The organism is Microbispora sp. ZYX-F-249 (assembly GCF_039649665.1).
Classification (GTDB): Bacteria; Actinomycetota; Actinomycetes; order Streptosporangiales; family Streptosporangiaceae; genus Microbispora; species Microbispora maris.
The window spans coordinates 1-21,380 of record NZ_JBDJAW010000042.1 but is presented as its reverse complement, the minus strand read 5'-3'; the positions used below and the strand labels follow the sequence as shown (position 1 = coordinate 21,380).

Annotated in this window: 10 protein-coding genes; 6 read left to right on the top strand and 4 right to left on the bottom strand. The window is 69.0% G+C overall.

The window, feature by feature from the left end:
• Window position 1: 1 nt before the first annotated feature.
• On the bottom strand, window positions 2-538 hold the full coding sequence (locus AAH991_RS33265; RefSeq protein WP_346229886.1) for a hypothetical protein: 537 nt from the start codon (window positions 536-538) through the stop codon (window positions 2-4).
• Window positions 535-2,202: a hypothetical protein gene (locus tag AAH991_RS33260; protein ID WP_346229885.1), complete on the bottom strand. Its 1,668-nt coding sequence runs from the start codon at window positions 2,200-2,202 to the stop codon at window positions 535-537. The genes AAH991_RS33265 and AAH991_RS33260 overlap by 4 nt, the downstream gene beginning before the upstream one ends.
• A gap of 390 nt (window positions 2,203-2,592) precedes the next feature.
• Between AAH991_RS33260 and AAH991_RS33255 the strand changes: the two genes are divergently transcribed.
• From AAH991_RS33255 to AAH991_RS33235, 5 genes are read left to right on the top strand one after another with little or no spacing between them, the layout of a single operon-like run.
• Window positions 2,593-3,612 carry a serine/threonine-protein kinase gene (locus tag AAH991_RS33255; RefSeq protein ID WP_346229926.1) on the top strand — a complete coding sequence of 340 codons (1,020 nt, stop codon included), beginning with the start codon at window positions 2,593-2,595 and terminating at the stop codon, window positions 3,610-3,612.
• Between the two features lie 9 nt (window positions 3,613-3,621).
• Complete coding sequence (locus AAH991_RS33250; protein WP_346229884.1) at window positions 3,622-6,414, top strand: DEAD/DEAH box helicase; 2,793 nt, start codon at window positions 3,622-3,624, stop codon at window positions 6,412-6,414.
• A 56-nt stretch (window positions 6,415-6,470) separates the two neighbouring features.
• Window positions 6,471-11,465, top strand: a complete 4,995-nt coding sequence (locus AAH991_RS33245) for an Eco57I restriction-modification methylase domain-containing protein (protein WP_346229883.1) — start codon at window positions 6,471-6,473, stop codon at window positions 11,463-11,465.
• Between the two features lie 52 nt (window positions 11,466-11,517).
• Window positions 11,518-12,696, top strand: coding sequence for an ATP-binding protein (locus AAH991_RS33240; RefSeq protein ID WP_346229882.1), 1,179 nt, complete (start codon window positions 11,518-11,520; stop codon window positions 12,694-12,696).
• A complete protein-coding gene (locus AAH991_RS33235) occupies window positions 12,693-13,766 on the top strand; it encodes a ParA family protein (protein WP_346229881.1) in 1,074 nt (357 codons plus the stop codon). The genes AAH991_RS33240 and AAH991_RS33235 overlap by 4 nt, the downstream gene beginning before the upstream one ends.
• A gap of 272 nt (window positions 13,767-14,038) precedes the next feature.
• Here AAH991_RS33235 and AAH991_RS33230 read toward each other — a convergent pair whose 3' ends face one another.
• Together AAH991_RS33230 and AAH991_RS33225 are read right to left on the bottom strand one after the other, a co-directional pair.
• A complete protein-coding gene (locus tag AAH991_RS33230) occupies window positions 14,039-14,485 on the bottom strand; it encodes a type II toxin-antitoxin system VapC family toxin (RefSeq protein ID WP_346229880.1) in 447 nt (148 codons plus the stop codon).
• Window positions 14,482-14,655, bottom strand: coding sequence for a hypothetical protein (locus tag AAH991_RS33225; protein ID WP_346229879.1), 174 nt, complete (start codon window positions 14,653-14,655; stop codon window positions 14,482-14,484). Before AAH991_RS33225 ends, AAH991_RS33230 begins: the two co-directional genes overlap by 4 nt.
• A 188-nt stretch (window positions 14,656-14,843) precedes the next feature.
• Between AAH991_RS33225 and AAH991_RS33220 the strand changes: the two genes are divergently transcribed.
• Window positions 14,844-21,350, top strand: coding sequence for a DEAD/DEAH box helicase family protein (locus tag AAH991_RS33220; protein ID WP_346229878.1), 6,507 nt, complete (start codon window positions 14,844-14,846; stop codon window positions 21,348-21,350).
• Window positions 21,351-21,380 lie beyond the last annotated feature (30 nt).

Genomic DNA, 21,380 nt, shown 5'->3' with positions numbered 1-21,380 from the left:
CTCAGCTCTTCGAGGTGCGGGTACAGCCGCTGGTCACGAAGTAGATCTCCATGGAGATCGACCCGGCCGGAGCGGCGAGATCATGGAAGTCGCGGGTGGCCGCCGTCCCGAAGATGCCGGGGAAGGCCGTGCTGACGGCGTCGTTGACGCGGCTCGCGAGATGCACGCCGTCGCCGGCTCCACCCGCGGCGCCGAAGGTGAGCACCATGCCGGCATGCCTGCCGGCGAGGCGGCTCCTGTGCTTGAGCAACTCCGACCTCACCTGACGGGTGAGGGCGGCGTCACTGGCGCCGGGGTTGACGGAGAACGAGATCTTCGTCGCCTTCGCCCCGACGCCGGCGGTCTGCGTAGCGCAGGGAGAGGCGCTCGGCGAGGGGGTCGGTGACGCGCTCGCGGTTCCCTCCGCGCCCAGGGGCTTGGCCGGTGCCGGAGGCGGCGCCTGCGCGCCCAGCATGATGATCGTGAGCCCGAGCAGGAGGTCGGCGAACAGCCACCCCGCGAGGAGCAGGGACGATCCCGAACCATGACGGGTCCTCACGCACGTCCTCCGTCGCCGCCGTCCGCGTCCGCCGCGGGGGTCACGAGCGGGTGAGCCTCAGGGGACGGCTCAGTGGACACGGTGAAGAGCGCCGGCTGGACCGAGACGTCCGCCTGGTCCGCGGAGCGACGGACCGCGGCGCCGGCGGCGACGGCTTCTGCCGCCTGCCGTACGGCTTCCTCCAACCGGACGATGGCGGCCTCCAGCGCGGCGATCTCGGGACCGGTGACGTCGCGGACGGCCGCCGGGACGTCCTGGAGAGACCGCGCGAGGTCGGCGGGCAGCCGGTCGAGCGCGTCCCGCGTCTCCTCCAGCAGCCCCACGGTGCGGCCCGCGGTGTCCGAGACCATCTCGATCCTCGCGGCGTGCGCGCTCGCGGTGCCGGCCCAGTCGTCGAGCGCCTCCCTGATGTCGGCTCCGGCACCGCCGAACACGGCGGCGAGGGTGCCGCTGCCGCTGGTGAGGGCGTCACTGATCCGGGCACCGCTCTCGGTGGCGGCGGTCTCCACCCTGCTCACGGCGGGACCGATACCGGCCGTGGCGCTCACCAGTTCGCCGACGCGTGCGTCCAGGCTCGCCGCCGTGTCGCGCACGGCCTGCCCGGTCGAGTCCGCCAGGTCACGCACGACCTGTTCCGTCGAGTTCGCGAGGTCCTTGACCACCTGGCCGGTGGAGTCCGCCATGTCGCGCACGGCCTGGCCGGTGAGCGTGGCGACTTCGTCGAGGGACCTGCGCAGACCGGTCGCCGAGTCGGTGATCACACTGCCGAGCCGGTCACCGACCCGGTCGACCGCCTCGTCGGTCTTCTCGCCCACGGAGTCGATGGCATAGGCGGTGCGCTCGACCGAACGCAGCAGGGTCTCGGCGGCCGAGGAGACGGCGGCCATGTGCTTGTCCAGGCTCGCGACCGAGTCCCGCACCTCGGCGGCACCCGCGGTCAACGCGTCCGTGGCCTGGCCGGTGGCCTCCAGCGCCTTCTCCAGCTCCTCCACGACCTGCTTGTGGACCTTGTTCATGGTCCTGCCGACCTTGCTCAGCTCGCTCGCGCTCTTGGTCAGCTCGGCCTGGAACCGGGCGGGAGATGCCAGGCGTACCCGGCCGAGAAACAGGGTCGCCCGGGTGAGCGCCGACAGGAGGCGCGGACGCAGCTGTTCCTCCTGCTCACTCGCCCGTTCGTCCTCCCAGCGGTGCATGTAGCGCTCCGCGAGGGTTACGCCGATCACGAGGGCGAGCATGGTGAGCGTCATCATCGCCACGTTGTCGAACTTCCACAGGCCGCCGAGCTTGCCGTCGAAGCCCTGCTGCCACATCTCCAGGAACGGCCGGCGCGCGACCTCGACCCCTCCCGACGCGAGGGCCTCCCCGTACGCCGTGGTCGCCTTCTTCAGCCCGAGCCACGTGATGGCGATCGGGAAGAAGACCAGCACGGCCTGCGCGTAGTAGATGACCCTGACGGTCTTCTGCCAGGCCGGCGTGGACGGCACGATCACCTGGACGGTGTCCTCCGGCGGGAAGGCGGCGAACAGGTCCACCTCGCACCACAGCTCGGCCTTGTCCGGGTCGTCCACGGCGTCCGCGAGATCGGCGAGCTGGTCCGCCCGGGCGGCCAACGCGGGGTGCCTCGCGAGCTTACGGAGTTCGGCGGCAAGCTCCTGGTCCGTCACGGAAGACCGACGTCCTCTCGTCATATTTGGGGGGTGCGAAACGCGGGGTTCCGGGTGGACCGGTCCATGCGCCAGAAATCGGCGTGATCTTTCCGGCTTCTGGTACAGATGTCAACTATCACGTCTCGAAGTGTCGACTCGGTGGGAAGCCGCGGCGGGGTGTGAACGCGGACAAGTAGACCACATTGTGAACTGAGAACACAAGTGGATTGACGGTTTGGTCCAACGTGAGGGTTCTGCTGTACGGGCGCTGCAACGTTCGGCTAGTGTTGCCGGGCGCCTGGTGTGCGGTGTGATCTTCTTGAGACCGGAACGAGCATCTCAGAGGGCCGATCCGCTTATCTTGGGCGTGGTGCGTTACCCCCGACGTCGCCGTGGAGGCAGGTGAGCATGGACCCCCTGGACCGTTCCGACCCCCAGCGGATCGGCGGGATCACGCTACGCGGACGGCTCGGTTCCGGCGGGATGGGCCGGGTCTTCTACGGGATCACCGACGACTACGAACAGGTCGCCGTGAAGATCATCCGTGAGGACCTGCTCGGCCACACCGAGGCGCGCGCCCGGTTCGCCCGGGAGATCGACGCGTTACGCACCGTTCAGGGGCCGCACGTCGCCGCTCTGTTCGACGCCTCCGGCGAGGACGAGGAACCGCCCTGGCTCGCGGTGGAGTACGTGCGCGGCCTGAGCCTGAAGGAGTACGTCGAGACGCGCGGCCCGCTGAGCGGCGAGCACGCGGCGACGCTCGGCGTCCTGCTGGCGTCCGCCCTGGGGGACATCCACGAGGCCGGTCTGCTCCACCGCGACCTGAAGCCGGGCAACATCCTGCTCGGCAAGGACGGGGCGAAGGTCATCGACCTGGGCCTGGTCGCCCTCGTCGAGGGCCCGACCGACCTGACCACGACCACCTCGACGCTCGGCACGCCCGCGTGCATGTCGCCCGAGCAGGCCAACACCCCGAAGACGGTCACCGCCGCCACCGACGTCTACTCGCTCGGCGCGACGCTGATGTTCGCGCTGGCCAAGCACTACCCGTACGAAGGCAAGACGGTCGCGGCGCTGTTCATGAACATCATCAGCGCCGAGGTGCAGCCCGACCTGAGCGGCCTCCCCGCGGAGTTCGAGCCGCTCATCGCCGCGATGGTCGCCCACGACCCCGCCGACCGCCCCACCGTGCGCGAGGCGTACGAGCAGTTGAAGGACCTGGCGACGGCAGGAGGGGACACGCTGCCGGCGGCCGTGCGCGGGTTCGCCGAGGCCACCTATGTCGAGCGGGAGACCGACCCCAAGGCCCCTGCTCCGTCCGTCCGGCCGCGCCCCCGTAACCTGTCCGAGGTCGTCGTGCCCGGCTCCGTGGTCGCCAAGCTCGCCGACCGCCTCCGCGGCGCGTACGCCGCCGGCGCCCGTTTCTAGAGGAGAACCGTGACCGAGACCTCCTTCCCGCCCGGCGCCCGCATCGAGGTCCGGGACGCCGAGTGGATCGTCCGCACCTGTGCGCAGCTCGCCACGGGTGGCTACAAGATCACGGCGGTTGGTGCGTCGGAGTTCGTCCGCGACGAGGACGCGGTCTTCTTCACCGACCTCGACGAGGTGAGCCTGCTCAAGCCGGAGGAGACCGTCCTGGAGCAGGACATGACCCCGCGCTTCGCGCAGAGCCGCCTGTTCATCGAGGCCGTCCTGCGCCGGACGCCGCTCCCGCAGACGGAGAAGGGTCTCGCGCTCGCCGACCGCTTCCTCCTCGACCCGCTGCCCTACCAGCGGCGGCCCGCCGAGCTCGCGCTGAAGGGCCTGCGCCCGCGCATACTCATCGCCGACGTGGTCGGCCTCGGCAAGACCCTGGAGATCGGCCTCATCCTGGCCGAGCTCATCCGGCGCGGCCGGGGCGAGCGCATTCTCGTGGTCACGCCGCAGCAGGTGCTGGAGCAGTTCCAGCACGAGCTGTGGACCCGCTTCGCCATCCCGCTGATCCGTCTCGACTCCGTGGGCATCGAGCGCATCCAGCGGGAGATCCCCGCGGGCCGCAACCCGTTCACCTACTACAAGCGGATCATCGTCTCCATCGACACCCTCAAGAACGAGGGCAAGTACGGCCAGCACCTGGAGAAGATGGACTGGGACGCGGTCGTCATCGACGAGTCGCACAACCTGATCGGCGAGGCCAGCCTGCGCAACAAGCTGGCCAAGCTGCTCGCCCGCCGTACGGACGCGCTGCTGCTGGCCAGCGCCACCCCGCACAACGGCAACAGCGAGTCGTTCGCCGAGCTGATCCGCATGCTCGACCCCGCCGCGATCGCCGACGACCGCAGCTACTCCGCCAAGGACATCGAGCACCTCTACATCCGCCGTACGAAGATCAGCCCCGAGGTGCGCAACGAGATGGGCGCGAAGTGGCCCGACCGGGGTCCTTCCGTCCCGGTGCGCTGCGCCGCCACCCCCGCCGAGGAGAAGGTCTTCGAGGAGCTCACCCAGGTCTGGCTCGCCCAGGGCTCGTCGGCTGAGCATCAGCGCGCGGGCGGCCCGGTGGTCGACGGCAAGAACCGGCTCTTCCCCTACACGCTGCTCAAGGCGTTCCTCTCCTCGCACAAGGCGCTTGCCAAGACGGTCGGCAACCGGCTGAAGAACGCCAAGGAGCCCCGGGAGATCGACGCGCTGAAGACCCTCGCGGACCTGACCGCGCAGATCACCGACGCCGACTCGGCCAAGCTCGACGCCCTCGTCCGCCTGCTGCGTGACGAGATCGGCGTACGGCACGGCGGCGAGACCCGGGCCGTGGTCTTCTCCGAGAGCGTCGAGACGGTCAGGTGGCTGGCCGAGGTCCTGCCCAAGCGGCTCGGCCTGACCGGCAAGGGCGAGGTCGAGATGATGCTCGGCAACGGCATGTCCGACCAGCAGCAGCAGGAGATCATCGAGCGTTTCGGGCTCTCCGACGCCCCCGTACGCCTGCTGGTGACCACCGACGTGACCTCCGAGGGCGTCAACCTCCACCGGCAGTGCCATCACCTGGTCCACTACGACGTGCCGTGGAGCCTCATCCGCATCGAGCAGCGCAACGGCCGCATCGACCGCTACGGCCAGACGCGGCAGCCGCAGTTCCGGGCGCTCATCCTCACCTCGGAGGTCGAGGGGGCCAAGGACGACCGGGCCGTCGCCGAGAAGCTCCTGGAGAAGGAGGCGACGGCGCACCGCACGCTCGGTACGGCCGAGGCCGTCACCGGCGAGTACCGCGCCGAACGCGAGGAACGCCGCCTCATCCAGGACCTGCTCGCCGGCAAGAGCGTGGAGGAGTCCCTCGCCGCGCACAACGCCGATGACCCATTCGGCCTGGACGGCCTGTTCGGTTCGGTCGACGGCGGTGTCACGGGCGCCGACCCGCTCCGCGCGGAGGTGCCCCGGCTCTTCGACGGCTCCGAGGCGTTCGTCAAGGAGGCCGTCGACACGCTCGGGCTGCTCAAGGACCTGGAGGACGACGGCGTGATGCTCGCCTTCGAGCCGCCGCCGGACCTCGCCCACCGCCTGTCCGCGCTGCCCGCCGACTACCTGCGCACCCACGACGTGCGCAGGCGGATGAAGGTCACCTTCGACCGCGATGAGGCCCAGCGCAAGCTCGACGAGGCGCGCAGGACCAAGACGATGTGGCCGGAGATCGCCTACCTCTCCGACCTGCACCCGATGGTCGACTGGGTGACCGACAAGGTCCTCGTACGGCTCGGACGCCAGAAGGCGCCGGTCGTCACCGCCCAGGTCGACGAGCCGACCTTCCTCATCCAGGGCATCTACTCCAACCGGCTCGGGCAGCCGACCGTCGTCGAGTGGATGGCCGTCACCCCCGCGGGCGTGCTCGACCGGAAGATGACCGACGTGCTCGCCGCGGCCGAGGTCGGTCCCAGGATGATCAACACCGGGCAGATGATCGACCTCCGGCCGCTGCAGGAGCGGGTGCCCCAGGCCGTCGCCACCGCCCGCGCGCATCTGGAGGAGCGCCGCTCGGCGTACGAGAAGAAGGTCGTGGAGCCGCTCGACCTCTACCGCGACCGGCTCGGTGAGTGGCAGCAGCTCACCCTCGACGGCGTGCACGCCTCCCAGCGCGGGCGCAAGGAGCAGCGCGTCCGCGAGACCGTCGAGCGGCAGCAGCGCCTGCTCGACTCCCTCAAGATCACAGGGGAGCCGTTGCTGCGGGTCCTCGCCGCACTCGTTCCCCAGGATGGACCCCGATGAGCTTCGACTCGCTGGTCAACCGCGGCGACTACTTCTCGGCCCACTACCTGGCCGAGGTGCTGCCCAAGGACCTCAAGAAGTCCGGCGGTCTGTTCGCCCGCTGGAGCGAGGAGGAGAAGGCCGGGCGCACCACCCCGCGCAAGGGGCTGCGTGGGCTGGCCAAGCCCTACTTCGCCGACCGGCCGTACTTCGCCGAGCTGGACGCGCGGCTGCGCGACGGTGAGACGCTGACGGCGGACGAGCGCGCCGAGTGGCGCAAGGAGCTGGGCGAGCTCCACGGAGACGTGCTGCGCGCCCTCGGCTACAAGGCGGCTCCGCGTGAGCTGACCGTCGAACGGGCGGGCAAGGAGCACGTCGTCGAGGTCGCCTACGCCGACCGGCATCTCGTCGCGATCGAGTGCGGCTGGGCCGCCGACGTGGACGCCGCCCTCGACGACGACCAGGCCGGGCGGCTGCTGTCTCCGGTCCGGCTCGACAACACCGAGGAGATCACCTCCGGCACCAGGCTCGCGACCTGGCTGCTGACCTCTGAGGAGCCGCCGCGCTACGTGCTCATCCTGGCCGGTGGCGTGGTCGTGCTGGCCGACCGCGCCGTGTGGGGTGAGGGCCGCTACCTCGCGGTCAGCCTCGACGTCGCGCTGGGCCGGGGCAACGAGGCCGAGCTGGGCACGATCGCCGCCCTGTTCGGCGCCGACTCCCTGCTCCCGCCCGAGGAGGGCGGTTCGGAGCCGCTCGCCGAGCTGCTCGACCGGTCGCGCAGCCATGCGGTCGGCGTGTCCAAGGAGCTGCGCGACGGCCTGAAGGACTCGGTCGAGCTCATCGCCAACGAGGTGCTCGCCCGCATCCGCGCGCAGGGCGTGCGGTCCGAGGACGTCATGGAGCCCGCCGCCCTGGCGAAGGAGCTGGGCCGCGAGTCGCTGCGCTACCTCTACCGGATCCTGTTCCTGCTGTACGCGGAGGCCCGCCCGGAGCTGGGCATCCTGCCGACCGACGACGAGGACTACGTCAAGGGCTACAGCCTGGCCCGCCTCGGCGACCTGGTCGTACGCGACCTGACGGGGGAGGAGGCCCGCAACTCCTTCCACCTGTACGAGTCACTCGACCTGCTGTTCAAGATGGTCAACCGGGGGCACCGGCCGCGCATGGGCGTCGAGCCCGAGGGTTCGGAGGGGGAGGGCCTGCGCTTCGAGCCGCTCCGTTCTGATCTGTTCGAGCCCGAGGCGATCAAGCTCATCGGCCGCGACGCCATCTCCCTGGACGAGGACGACCCGGACGCGCCGCGGATCGACACCCGGCTGCGCAACGAGACGCTCTACAAGGTGCTGCGCAAGCTCATGCTCACCAAGGGGCGCAGGAAGGAGCGCGGCGGCTTCATCTCCTACGCCCAGCTCGGCATCAACCAGCTCGGCGCGGTGTACGAGGGCCTGATGTCCTACACCGGGTTCATCGCCGCCGAGGAGCTGTACGAGGTCGCCAAGGGGGGCGACCCGAAGGACGGCTCGTGGCTGATCCCGGCCTCGAAGGTGGACGACTACCCGTCGGAGGTCTTCGTCCACGCCGTCGACGAGGACGGGAACAGGCTCGACGAGTACAAGCGCTACCGCGAGGGCGCGTTCGTCTACCGCCTGGCCGGCCGCGACCGGGAGACCAGCGCCTCCTACTACACGCCCGAGTCGTTGACCCGGGTCACCGTCCAGCTCGCGCTCCAGCACCGCCTCGACCAGGACGACACGGTCACTCCGGCCCGGGAAATTCTCGAGTGGAAGATCTGCGAGCCCGCCCTGGGCTCCGGCGCGTTCCTCAACGAGGCCATCAACCAGGTCGCCGCCGAATATCTCAAGCGCCGCCAGCAGGAGCTCGGCGTCTCGATCGACCCCGAGCGGTACGAGGAGGAGCTGCAGAAGGTCAAGGCGTACGTCGCCCTGCACAACTCCTACGGCGTCGATCTCAACGAGACCGCCATCGAGCTGGCCGAGGTCTCGCTGTGGCTCAACGTCATGCACCCCGGACTGCAGGCCCCCTGGTTCGGCCTGCACCTGCGGCGCGGGAACTCGCTCATCGGCGCGGGCCGCAGAGTGTACGGCGCCGCCTCTCTAGCCAAGGGCACCTGGCTGAAGGAGGCCCCCGAGGACCTGCCGTTCTCGGCGGGGGAGCTGCCCTCGGGCAAGGTGCACCACTTCCTGCTGCCCGCCGAGGGCTGGGGTGCGGTCGCTCAGGCGAAGGAGGCCAAGGAGCTCGCTCCCGAGCAGGCCAACCGGCTCAAGGCCTGGCGCAAGCAGATCCAGAGGAGCGTCTCCGACAAGAAGAAGCAGGGTCAGAAGTTCACCCAGCTCCAGCGTCTTCAGGCGTTGTCGAAGCGGGCCGAATATCTGTGGGACCTGGTCCAGCAGCGCCTCGCCATCTCCGAGCGCGAGATCAGCCGCAAGATCGACGTCTGGGGCGCCGACTGGATCGAGCAGCCGGCCGACGCCGTGCCCAAGGAGAAGGTGTACGGCGACCTGACCGCGCCGGGCACACCGTACTGGCGGCTCAAGAAGGTCATGGACGCCTGGTGCGCGCTGTGGTTCTGGCCGCTCGACAAGGCGGGCCTGCTCGACGGCTCCGACGAGGTCTACGCCCGCCACGCCGCCGAGGCCGCTGAGGCCGATCCGGTACGGCCCGCGTCCCCGGCTTCGTCGGCGACCGCGCCCGCGACCGAGAGCACCGCCGCCGACGAGTCGATCGGCTTCGGAGACGTCTACGTCACCGAGTCCCTGTTCAGCATGGGCGACAAGCAGCTCGACCTCGCGGCGTACGCCATGGACGCGAAGGCCGCCAGGGCCGGCGGCCCGGCCAAGCCCGCCGCCCGCAAGCCCCGGCCCACTTTGGAGCCCCTACGCCCGGTGATCCCCCTGGCCACCCTCGACGACTGGCTCGACTTCGCCGAGGCCCTGCTCGGTCGTGCGGATATCCCGGAAGACTCCCTGGTCGCGAATTTCGCGTCCCTCGCGGAGTTGGAGGTCTACGAGGACGAACTCCAGACCTGGATGGGCATGGACTCGGCTTTCAGGCTCGGTGAGCGCTTCCCGTGGCTCGACGCGGTCAAAGACATCGCCGACCAGCAGGGCTTCTTCCACTGGGAGCTCCAGTTCGCCCAGGTCTTCACCAAGGGCGGCTTCGATCTCCAAGTAGGCAACCCGCCCTGGGTCCGGCCGCGTTGGATAGAGGCGCCGATTCTCGCCGAGCTGGAACCGTGGTTCATGCTCAGCGAAAAGTCCAGTCTCGCTGACTGGCAGGTGCGAAGGTCGACGGTTCTTCATGAGGGTGCTGGACAGCGGTACCTTCTCGGCGAGCTGGCTACCTACACAGGCGTGCTCTCCTTCCTGGGCTCGACCGCTGCCTATCCGCTGCTGCAGGGAACTCAGCCCGACCTCTATCGGGCATTCATGTGCCGTATTTGGGCCAACCTCGGCCGTTACGGTACGGCAGGCCTCATTCATCCGGACAGCCATTTCGGCGGTGTTGCCGAGGGTCGCTTACGTGCTGCCGCCTACGCTCACCTGCGTATGCATGCGCACTTCCATAACCGGCGCGGAATCTTTTCAGAAATTCATGCCAACACCGAATTTGCAGTCCATGTCTACGGGAACTTCGGTTCGATTGGTTTTTCTCATGTCAGTTGGTTGTTTGATTCAAAGACGCTGATAGGCTCGCTCGAACACGATGGCGTCGGAGAGTTGCCGGGTATCAAACACGAAGGCAAGTGGGATCTGCGCCCCCACAGGGCGCGGGTGATCCAGGTCAACGGGATGTTACTTGCTCAGTGGAGGCGGCTTACAAATTCAGTCGATCTTCCGGTTGAGCAAACGCCTTTGCTGTATCCAGTGACAACTGCGGAGGCCGGTGCCATTGAGGCTCTTGCCGTCTACGACCGGCGTCTGGGGAGGGGCGACCCGCGGGTTAGCAGAGGTTATGACGAGCCGCGTGCGCGTGCTGCGGGAACGATTCGCTGGAATACCAGGGAGGCGGGTTCCCTCCGCGACGTCATTTTTCAAGGTCCTCATATCGGTGTGGCTACCTCATATAGTAAGCAGCCAAGAATTCCATGCAAGACGAACCGTGACTGGGCGACTTTGGACTTGACGGTTCTGTCCGAGGATGCTGTTCCGGTGACCAACTACGAGCGGGCTTGTGACAAGGAAACCTACCTGGGTGTGCAGGACCGATGGGAAGACGGTAAGGGAGTGGTCCGGCGGTATACCGATTTCTTTCGGCTCGCCTGGCGGGCGATGATTCCCTTCGATACTGAACGGTCGCTGTTTGCGACATTGATCCCGCCGGGCCCGGCGCATGTGCATGCGGTCTATTCCCTGGCGATGCCGACAGATCTTGAAACCGCCCTGTCCGCTGGATTTTGGGCCGCGCTGCCCATGGATTATCTCTTGAGGATTATCGGGCGCACGAATTTCCAGGTCGCCGAGGCCCAGCGTATGCCCGCGCCCGACCCAGGCCATCCCCTAGCTCAGGCGGTGCTGCTGCGAACCCTGCGCCTCAACTGTCTAACGGATGCTTATGCCTCCCTCTGGGCCGAGCTCTACCACGAATGCTGGTCTACCGATTCTTGGGCGACTGACTGGCCGGGCCTGCCTCCGCTCAACGAGGTCTGTTCCACTTGGAACCGGAACATGCCGTTGCGGAGTGAACGTGCGCGGCGGGCCGCGCTGGTCGAGCTGGATGCGCTGGTCGCGCTCTGGCTCGGCATGACGGTCGAGCAGCTCGTCGCCATCTATCGTTCCCGATACCCCGTGCTGTCCGACTACGAGGCGCAGATCTGGTTCGACGCGAACGGGCGGAAGATCGCGGGCAACCACAACACCTACGGCTATGGCCAGACGAAGCAGCACTTCGAGCAGCTCATGGCCCACCTGGACCCGGAGATCAACGGGCCGGTGCCCGACGGGTACACCGCGCCGTTCTACAAGGCCAATCGAGAGGCCGAGTATCGCCAGGCGCACGCGGTCTTCTCCGAGCGGCTCCGCCAGGCCCGCGCCAGGCAGGGCGAGGTCTTGTGAGGAACTACTTGACTACGCACCGTTGTCAGTGCCGGACGGCACAATGACTGACATGACCACAGACCTCGCCGATCTGCTCGGAGACCAGGAGAGCACGGTCCTGGAGTTCAAGCAGTCCATCTCCAATCGAGACAAGATCGGGCAAGCGATCTGCGCCTTCGCTAACGACCTGTGTGGACGCGGCGGAGGGAATCTCCTCATCGGCGTGGATGACAAGGGCCGGCCGGTCCCCGACGTCAAGATCAGTGACGAGGTGCTGCGGAACCTGACCGACTTCCGCGACAGAGGACAGATCCTCGACCTGCCCTCCATGACCGTGGAGACGGGTGTTTTCAAGGGCGAAACGGTCATACGGATTCACGTCGAAGCCTCGGCGACTCCGCCCGTGCGCTACAACGGCGTCGTCTGGGTTCGCCCGGGGCCGACCACGCGGAGGGCGACCCGAGAGGACGAGCGTGTGCTTACCGAGCGTCGCCGGGCGCTCGACGGTCCCTTCGACGGGCGGAGCGTCCCGGGTAGCACACTGGGAGACCTGGACCTGGCGCTGTTCCGGTCGACTTATCTGCCGTCCGTGGTCTCGGCCGATGTCATCGAGGAGAACGGCCGGCCGGAAGAGCTCAAGCTCGCGAGTCTCCGCATGACTGATCTCGCAGGCACCCCCACAGTTCTCGGGCAACTGGTGTTGGGATTCGACCCCAGTGCTTTCATCCCCGGCGCGTACGTGCAGTTTGTCCGCTACGACGGCACCGGGCCGGAAGCTCTAATCGCCGATGACCAGGAACTTCGGTACAACGTCGTCGATCTCGCCAACCGTCTGGACGCTCTGCTTCGCGGTCATCTCCACACTCAGGTGGTCGCGGTGGACGGGTTCCGCGAGCGGCAGCAGCCGGATTATCCGTTCGCGGCCCTGCGCGAGGCCTGCATGAATGCGATCATGCACCGCAACTACGAGACCTCGCACGCCCCCGTACGCATCCTCTGGTTCTCCGACAGGATCGAGGTGACCAACCCGGGTGGTCCGTACGGGCAGGTCCGACCGGACAACTTCGATCGGGTATGCGATTACCGCAATCCTTCGCTTGCCGCCGCCATGAAGGCGCTCGGGTATGTCAACAGGTTCGGCCGGGGAATCGGCCGGATCCAGGCAGCTCTCAGGGAGAACGGCAACCCCGATGCGGAGTTCCTCATCGACGACTCGTCGTGGTCGGTGATTCTGAGGAGGCCGGCATGATTTCGGTGGCGCTCTTCAACAACAAGGGCGGCGTGGGAAAGACAACCCTCACCTACCATTTGGCGCACATGTTCGAGCGCCTCGGCCACCGGGTGCTCGCGGTTGACCTGGACCCGCAGGCCAACTTGACCTCCGCCTTCCTTGATGAAGACGACCTCGCCGTCCTGTGGGCGGAACCGGAAAGCCCATCGTGGGGAGGGCAGGCCAATCTGACCGGACCGGCCGCGCGCAGGATCACCAGGGAATCGGGGACAGTCGCCGCCTCGGTGCGGCCAATTATGGAGGGCTTGGGGGACGTCGAGTTCTATCCACCGATTCGGATCACTGGCGGGTTGTGGCTCGTCCCGGGCGACCTCGAGTTGAGCGCCTTCGAGGACAAACTGTCCGAGGCCTGGCCGAGGTGTCTCATGGGGGCGCCGGACGCGCTCCGCACCACCACGGCGTTCTATCGAATCCTGTTGGACGCTGCTAGGCGAGTGGAGGCCGACGTCGTACTGATCGATGTCGGGCCTAACCTTGGGGCAATCAACCGGGCCGCGCTTCTTGCCGCCGACACGGTGCTCATGCCGCTCGCCGCCGATTTGTTCTCGCTGCGCGGCCTCAGAAACCTTGGGCCGGCCCTCAGGGAGTGGCGCGGAATGTGGCAGAGCGGCGTGCTACCGAAGGTGCCGCCGGTGATTGCCGCGCCTCCCGGCTCGATGACCCCGCTGGGCTATGTCATCATGCAGCCCGCGATGCGGCTTGACCGTCCCGTTCAGGCGTACCGGAGATGGGTCGACCGCATTCCTCACGTATTCGCCGACGCAGTACTCAATGAACCCTGGGAAGCCGAAGGCCATTCGTACGAGATTGCGACGTTGCGCAACTACCAGAGCCTCATGCCGCTCGCTCATGACGCGCGCAAACCCATGTTCGACCTGAAGGCCGCAGACGGGGCGCTCGGCAGCACCCAGACATACGTCCAGAAGTGCCGCAGCGAATTCCAGCAGCTGGCGCAGAACGTGCTGCAACGGCTCGCCAAGATCCGCGAGGAGCCTCCGGCGACGTCCGACCGCGGGGGACCGCTGTGACGATAACCGCTTGCCCGGTCACTCAGTGTGCGGCACCCTCAACAGTGCCGCACCCCCGGTGGGTGTTGGAAGTGAGGCCGGGCCTCCCGATGGAATCGGGCGTCCGGCCTACGCGCTGCCATTGCACGGCTGGGCCGTTGGCGAAAGCTGCTTGCCGGGGCATGCGGCGTGCGGCATTCTCGGCTGTGCCGTGCCCCTGGGAGCACGGAAGCGAGGCCGGGACTACCGAGGGATATCGGGTGCCCGGCCTTCGCGCTGTCGCTGCGTCGGCCCTAGGCGCCGTTCTCCTGGAATGGCCAGGCGAGCGGAGTGATCCGGGATACGCCATGAGCCAGTCCGACGAACTTGGCGTCGGTTGTTGCAACGTCGGTGATGGAAAGCCGCTCAGCCATGGCCAAGACCGTTGCATCGACGTAACCCATGGGGGCGCTGGCCAGCCGCCGAACGAGTTCAGAGGCGCGTCTGCGGTCCTCTGCAGTCGGGTCTGCGATGGAGAAATCGCCCTCGTGCGCAGTAACGGCTTCAAGCAGCGTAGCTTCCAGCACGGCGCCCTTGCGGACGTTGTTGCGAAGGAAGTTGCAGGTCTCCCCGAGGACAGGTTCGGGAATGATGAGCCGTCCCGGCCATGTCATGAGAAGCCGAGTGCACCGAGCATGGAATCTGTCACTTGGGTCGAAGGTGGCGATCAGTGGCCCTGAGTCGCACAGCAGACTCTTCACGCGCTGCGTCGGATGGCGTCGATCGCCTCCACGATCTCCCGGTTCTTTCGGGCCTCTGCCATGATCTCCCGGTAGCGGGTGGAGAGATCGTGTTCGCCACTGTCTCCCAGGCCGACCCAAGGAAACCGTCGTCGGACGGCTTCGTAGTCGATAGGTTCCTCGGTGCTCATCCCTTCAGGATAGACATGCGTACTGCGGCGGTCAGCCGGGACTTCGTTGCGAACAGGCTTCAACATATGGTCATCTTACAGTTACTCACTGTATATGGGCTGTCCTTGGTGAACATTGACCGAACAGAAGTGCGAGGGCGGGCCATGTTCGGACTGATGCAGGCCGTACGAGTGCATGAGGAGGACCGGTGAGGCCGACGCTGGCCGCGGAGGAGTTGCGGCAGAGCCTGACGCAGTACCTCACCACCACCTTCGCCCTGGCAGACCCGCCCGTCCGCCAGGCCCTGAAGCGGTTCCTCGAGCATCCCGAGCAGGGCATCTTCCGCGGGCCGTACCTGCGCATCCGTACGCCGTTCCGGACCGCGAAGGACGGCTGGCGCACAATGCTGGAGTGGGCGCCGGAGGGCTTCTCGCCGTACCGGCACCAGGCGGAGGCGTTCAAACGGCTCAGCACATTCGGCAAGAAGGCCGAGCCGACGCTGATCACCACGGGCACCGGCTCGGGCAAGACCGAGTCGTTCCTCATCCCCGTGCTCGACCACTGCCGCCGGGAGCGGGCCAAGGGGAAGGGCGGCGTCAAGGCCGTCCTGCTCTACCCGATGAACGCCCTGGCCACCGACCAGGCGCACCGCATCAACGGCTACCTGCAGCAGTCGGGACTGCACGACGTGACCGCCGCGCTCTACATTGGCGACACGCCGGAGGTCGGCTACGCGAAGGTGATGACGCGGCGCTCGGAGATCCGGCACAACCCGCCGGACGTGCTCATCACCAACTACAAGATGCTCGATCTGCTGCTCCAGCGGCCCGACGACCTGCCGCTGTGGCAGGACGCCGAGATCGCGTACGTGGTGGTCGACGAGTTCCACACCTATGACGGCGCGCAGGGCACCGACGTGGCCATGCTGCTGCGCCGGCTGGCCGCCGCGACCGGGCACGCACAGCCCGGCCGGCCGCTCGGCGACATCTGCCCGGTCGCCACCTCCGCCACCCTCGGCGAGAACACGGGGCAGGAGGGCGGCGGGCGAAGCATCAGCGAGGTCGCCGAGCAGGTCTTCGGCATGCCGTTCCCCGAGAAGTCGGTGGTCGGTGAGGACCGGCTCACGGTCGAGGAGTTCATCGGCGACATCGACGTCACGCTCCCGCTGCCCGGCCCCGAGGACCTGATCGCCTGCGGCGACCCGCTGCGCGATCCGACGGCGATGGACGAGCTCGCCGCCGCCGTCACCGGGCGGACCGGGCTCGGCCCGCAGGAGTTGGGGAAGGTGCTGCGCCGGCACATCCTCACGCAGGCGGTGCTCGACGTGCTCGGCGGCGAGCCGCGCACCTTCGACGAGATGCTCGATCTGCTGCCGCGGCGCGGCGCCTACAACTGGGGCGCCGCGATTCGCGCGAACCCGGACCGGGCGGCCACCGCGCTGGCCCGGTTCGTCGCGCTGCTGTCCTCCGCCCGCGACCCGGAGGACACCGAGGACCTCGGCAAGCGGCCGAGACGGCCGTTCCTGCTGGTCGAGACCCACATGTGGGTGCGCGCGGTCTCACGGCTGCTCCGCCTGGCACACCACACCCCGGCCTTCGCCTGGATCGGCGAGCTGCCCGTGGTGGACGCCGACTCCACGTTCAGCGTGCTCGGCAAGACCCTGCTTCCGGCCGTCTACTGCCGCCACTGCGGCCGCTCCGGCTGGGCCGCCTTCTCGCCCGAGCGCGACCCGGACCAGTTGATCACCACCCCTGAGCGGATCTACCGGGCGAACGTCGGCACGGAGAAAAAGCGGGTCCGGCCGCTGATCCAGGCGACCGAGCGCGAGGTGGAGGCGGCCGTACGCAACCTCGCCGTCCTCGACGGGGAGCGGGTCCGGCCGTACGACCCCGCGCGCGACACCTACGGCGAGGGTGACATCGTCTTCGTCCTGACGGACCTGCGCACCACGCCGGAGGCGCTCTACGCCGCCGAGCAGGACCGCTGCCCGGCGTGCGACATGGACGAGGGCATCCGCTTCCTCGGTTCCGGCCTGGCCTCGCTCGCGTCGGTGGCGATCACGCAGTTGTTCGCCGGCGGCCAGTTGGAGCCGGAGCAGCGCAAGACGCTGCTGTTCAACGACTCGGTGCAGGACGCCGCGCATCGTGCCGGGTTCGTCGCCAACCGCTCCTACGCCTTCTCCCTGCGCCGGCTGCTCACCTCGCGGCTGGACCCCGAGGCGCCGATCCTGCTCAACGACCTCATCGGCGACCTCGCGGCGGCGGCCAGCGAGGCCGGGGTGCTGCCCGCGGTCGTCCCGCCCGACCTGCACGACCGCCCGGAGATCGACGCGATCCTCGCCGAGGAGGCCGAGGGCGACCCCGACACGTGGAACCTCATCGGGGAGCGGCTGGCCTTCGCCACCGTCATGGAGCTCGGCCTGCGCTCCCGGAACGGCCGCACGCTGGAGCTCACGCGGACGGCCGCGGCCGAGGTCGTGCTCGCCGATCCGGAGAGGATCACTGCGCTGGCTCGTGACGCGCACACCGCGACCTCCGGCATGGTCGAGCTGCAGCCCGACGACCGCTACCTCGTCCTCGTACGCGGCCTGCTGGAACGGCTCCGCTACCGGGGCGCGGTCAAGCACGCCTGGCTGGACAGATGGATCGGCAACGCCGGGACCAGCCGTTACAACGCGATCTGGGGACGCCGCCCGGACGGCATGCCCGCGTTCCCGCGCGGGGTCAGCGCGCCGACGTTCCTGCTCGACCGGATGAAGAGGAAGTCGGAGTTCGACCGGGTCGACGCCGACCAGGGCTGGTCGCAGGACTGGGCCACCCGCTGCCTCGGCCTGACCCGGGGCCAGGCCGGCGAGTACTTGTCCCGGCTGCTTCCCCTGCTGGCCGCCGAGGGCGTCGTCGCCAAACGCACCGCCGACGACGGAGCCACCGGCGTGTACGGCCTGCAGCCCGGCCACATCCTGGTGCACCTGCTCGAAGACGAGCACGTCGACGACGCCGGCATCGGCTGCGACCGATGCGCGTGGCAGCAGACGCTCCCGCCGCACCTCGTCAAGGACTGGTACGGCCAGCCGTGCCCCCGCTACCGCTGTGGCGGCTCCCTGACCGACCGCGGCACCCGCGACCACCGGAGCGACTACTACCGCCGTCTCTATCGGGGCGAGGGCGTCTTCCGGGTCGTCACCGCCGAGCACACCGGCGCGCTCACCCGTCGCCAGCGCGAGCAGACCGAGGAACGCTTCCGCGAGGGCACCCGCTACAGCGACCCCAACGTGCTGTCCTGCACGCCCACGCTGGAGCTGGGCATCGACATCGGCGAGCTGTCCGCGGTCATCCTCGCCTCGCTGCCGCCGGGACCGGCCAACTACGTGCAGCGGGTCGGCCGGGCCGGCCGCCGCACCGGCAACGCGTTCCTGGTCACGATGGTCGGCCGGTCCCCGCGCGACCTGTACTTCCTGGAAGAGCCGCGCGACATGATCGCCGGCGAGATCGTCCCGCCCGGCAGCTACCTGTCGGCCGTGGAGATCCTGCGCCGGCAGTACGCCGCCCACCTGGTCGACCTGTGCGCACGTGACCGGCTCTCCGGCGTACGGGCGCTGCCGCGGCGGGCGTCGGCGCTGTTCGGGGAGACCGGCTGGCTCGCCGGCTTCACCACCGCCGCGCTGGCGTCCGGCGCGACGCTCGCGGAAGGGTTCCTGGAGCTGTTCGGCGACGCGGTGAGCGAGGCGGCGGCCGCCGAGCTGCGCGGCTTCGCCACGGGCGGGCTGAAGGAGACCGTGGACGAAGCCGAGCGGGTGTGGAACCGGCGCCTGGACGACCTGCGCGAGCGGCTGAACGTCATCGACGCGGCGTCCGAGACACTGGTGGAGTCCGACCCGAGCCAGCAGGCGATCAAGCGGTCGCTCGCGGCCGAGCGCCGGGCCGTGGCCCGGCTGATCAGCGAGATCGGCGGGCAGAACGCCCAGAGCGCGCTGGTCGAGCTCGGCCTGCTGCCGAACTACTCCCTCATCGACGCCGCCACCACGCTGGAGGCGACGATCACCTGGGACGAGGAGGTCCCGGGCGGCAGGCGGTATCACAGCGAGGTCCGCGAGTACAAACGTCCCGCCAGGCTGGCCCTCACCGAGCTGGCCCCCGGCAACTCCTTCTACATGCGCGGCTACCAGCACCGCATCAGCGGCCTGGACATCGGCACCCCGTCCCGCCCGGCCTGGGAGGAGTGGAGGGTCTGCCCCGGCTGTGGCCACGTGCGGACCTTCCGGGCGGCCGAGGACACCTCGCCGTGCCCGCGCTGCGGCAGCCGGCAGATCGGGGAGCTGGGCTCGCTGCACAAGGTGCTGCGGCCCACCCGCGTCACCGCCCATGACCGTCGCGACGACGTGCAGATCCGCGACGACAGCGACGACAGGCAGCGGCGCTACTACGAGACCGCCGTCGCGGTCGACGTCGACCCGGCCGACATCGCGCCGGGAGCGTCCTGGCGGCACGCCACGGCCGTCTTCGGCGTCGACTTCACCCGGCAGGCCGTCATCCGGCGGTTCAACCTGGGCACCGCCCGCTACGACCGCCCGGCCGGCGACCGGTTCGCGGGCGAGCAGGTCCGGCTCAACCCCTTCCACGCCTGCCCGTCATGCGGCGGGACGACCGTGGACGGCCCGCCGGCCTCCAACGAGTCCGACGGGCTGGTCGCCACCTCGTCGTTCGACCGGTCGCGCAGCCACCACCGGCCGTGGTGCCCATTCCGGCGGTCGGCCCGCGACACCGAGCACGTCAAGCTCATCCTCGCCCACGAACTGCACACCGAGGCGCTGCGCATCCTGCTCCCGGTCGCCACGCTGATGGTCGAGCAGCGCTCCGCCTCGTTCCAGGCGGCGCTGATGGCCGGGGTGGCGGCGCGGTACGGCGGCGACCCCGACCACCTCGACGTCGTCACCGCCACGATGCCCGACCCGGCCACGGGCCGGGAGCGGCGCTTCCTCGTGCTGCACGACACCCTGCCCGGCGGCACCGGCTACCTGCACCGGCTCTCCTCGCCAGAGGGTTTCCGCGAGGTGCTCAGCGCCGCGTACAAGATCGTGGCCGAGTGCCGCTGCAAGGAGGAGCGCGAGAAGCGGGCCTGTCACCGCTGCCTGCTCTCCCACGTCCCCGGCAGCATGTACGACAAGGTCAGCCGGGCCGACGCCCTGGAGATGCTCGGCGAGCTGCTGGAGAAGTGGGAGGTCGCCCCGGTCACGACCACGGCCGACATCTCCCTGTGGGACCAGGTCGAAAGCGAGCTGGAGGCACGCTTCCTGGACGGCCTGGAGGCGTGGGCCCGCCGGTCCGACACGTGTGCCGCGCTCGCCCGCGGCGAGGTCGTCAACGGCAGGAAGACCGCCGACCTGCGCGTCGAGGGCCCCGGCGGCGTGATCAGGCACTGGCGGATGACCCTGCAGAACACCATCAGGGGAACGCGGCCCGATGTGCTGTTCCGGCTGGTGGACGACGAACCCCAGGAGGTAGCCGTCTACCTCGACGGCTACGCCTACCACGCGACGGCGGAGATCAACCGGCTGGCCGACGACGCGGACAAACGGACCAGGCTGCGTGCCCATGGCCGGCTCGTCTTCCAGCTCACCTGGGAGAACCTCGACGAGTGGGAGGGGCGCGGCTTCGCCCCCGACCAGTCGGTCGAGCCGCTGCGCAAGCCGTACGAGGGCATCGCGCAGGAACAGGCCCGCGGGTTCTACGGGCGCTCGGAACCGCACCGCGAGCCCGTCGAGCTCGTACGCACGATGTGGACCAACCCGGTCGAGACGCTGCTGGCCTATCTTCGCGAGCCCGACCGGCGGCTGTGGCTGCACCGCGCCGAGGCGGTGGTGGCGGGCACGGTCCGCAAACTCAACGGCATGAGCATCTGCGACCCGGGTGGGGTGGCGGAGCGGGTGGCGGCGTCGTTGCGCGGCGAGGACCTGCCGCCCGGTGCGGCGGGCCCTATCAGGGTCTGTTCCACAGACGACCTGGACGGCTGCCGCCTCACGGTCGTCGTAGATGGTCGCGCGGGAGCGTGGAGCGCGTTCACCGTGATCGACGACCGGAACGAGACGATCCTCGCGGACGACGCGGCGCACCGGCGTCACTGGGCGGGCTGGCTCTACTGGGGCAATCTCCTGCAGTTCCTCGACGCCGGTGCGGGCGACGGCGGCCAGCTCGCCCTCAGCGAGCTGGACCTGTTCGATCCGGGGCTGCTCGCCGCGGCGGGCGGTGACGGTCTCCAAACGGCGCTCAGCAGGCTTCCGCTCGACGCGGACCTCGCCGGCGATCTGTCCGACGACACGCCGTTCGTACCGCGCCCGCCGGACGAGGAGGGAGAGTCGGGACGGCCCCCGTCCGACAAGACCGAGGTGACCGACGAGACGGCGGAGGATGTCGTCCCGCAGGACTGGGAGGAGGTTCTCGACCTCCTGGACCCCGAGGACGCCGCGCTGGCGCGCCTGGCACACGCTCTCACCGAGCTGGGAGTGCCCGCTCCCGAGGCGGGCTACGAACTCGGCGAGCAGGCCTGGCAGGCAGAGCTGGCCTGGCCGCAGGCCAAGCTGGCGGTCGTCCTCGCCGGGGACGACGACGAGGCGCGCAAACGCGACGCCGCCTACGCCCAGGCGGGCTGGGACGTACGGGTCGCGGAGGGCTGGACACCAGAGGAACTGGCCGAGCGTCTCGGGGTGAGCGGACGGTGAGTGTGCGAGGCGAGGCGGACTCGACCCGGA

What these genes read in the sequence shown, in the direction of transcription:
- AAH991_RS33235 (WP_346229881.1), top strand. Translation starts at nt 12,693, where the DNA reads ATGATTTCGGTGGCGCTCTTCAACAACAAGGGCGGCGTGGGAAAGACA.
- AAH991_RS33240 (WP_346229882.1), top strand. Translation starts at nt 11,518, where the DNA reads ATGACCACAGACCTCGCCGATCTGCTCGGAGACCAGGAGAGCACGGTC.
- AAH991_RS33255 (WP_346229926.1), top strand. Translation starts at nt 2,593, where the DNA reads ATGGACCCCCTGGACCGTTCCGACCCCCAGCGGATCGGCGGGATCACG.
- AAH991_RS33225 (WP_346229879.1), bottom strand. Translation starts at nt 14,655, where the DNA reads ATGAGCACCGAGGAACCTATCGACTACGAAGCCGTCCGACGACGGTTT.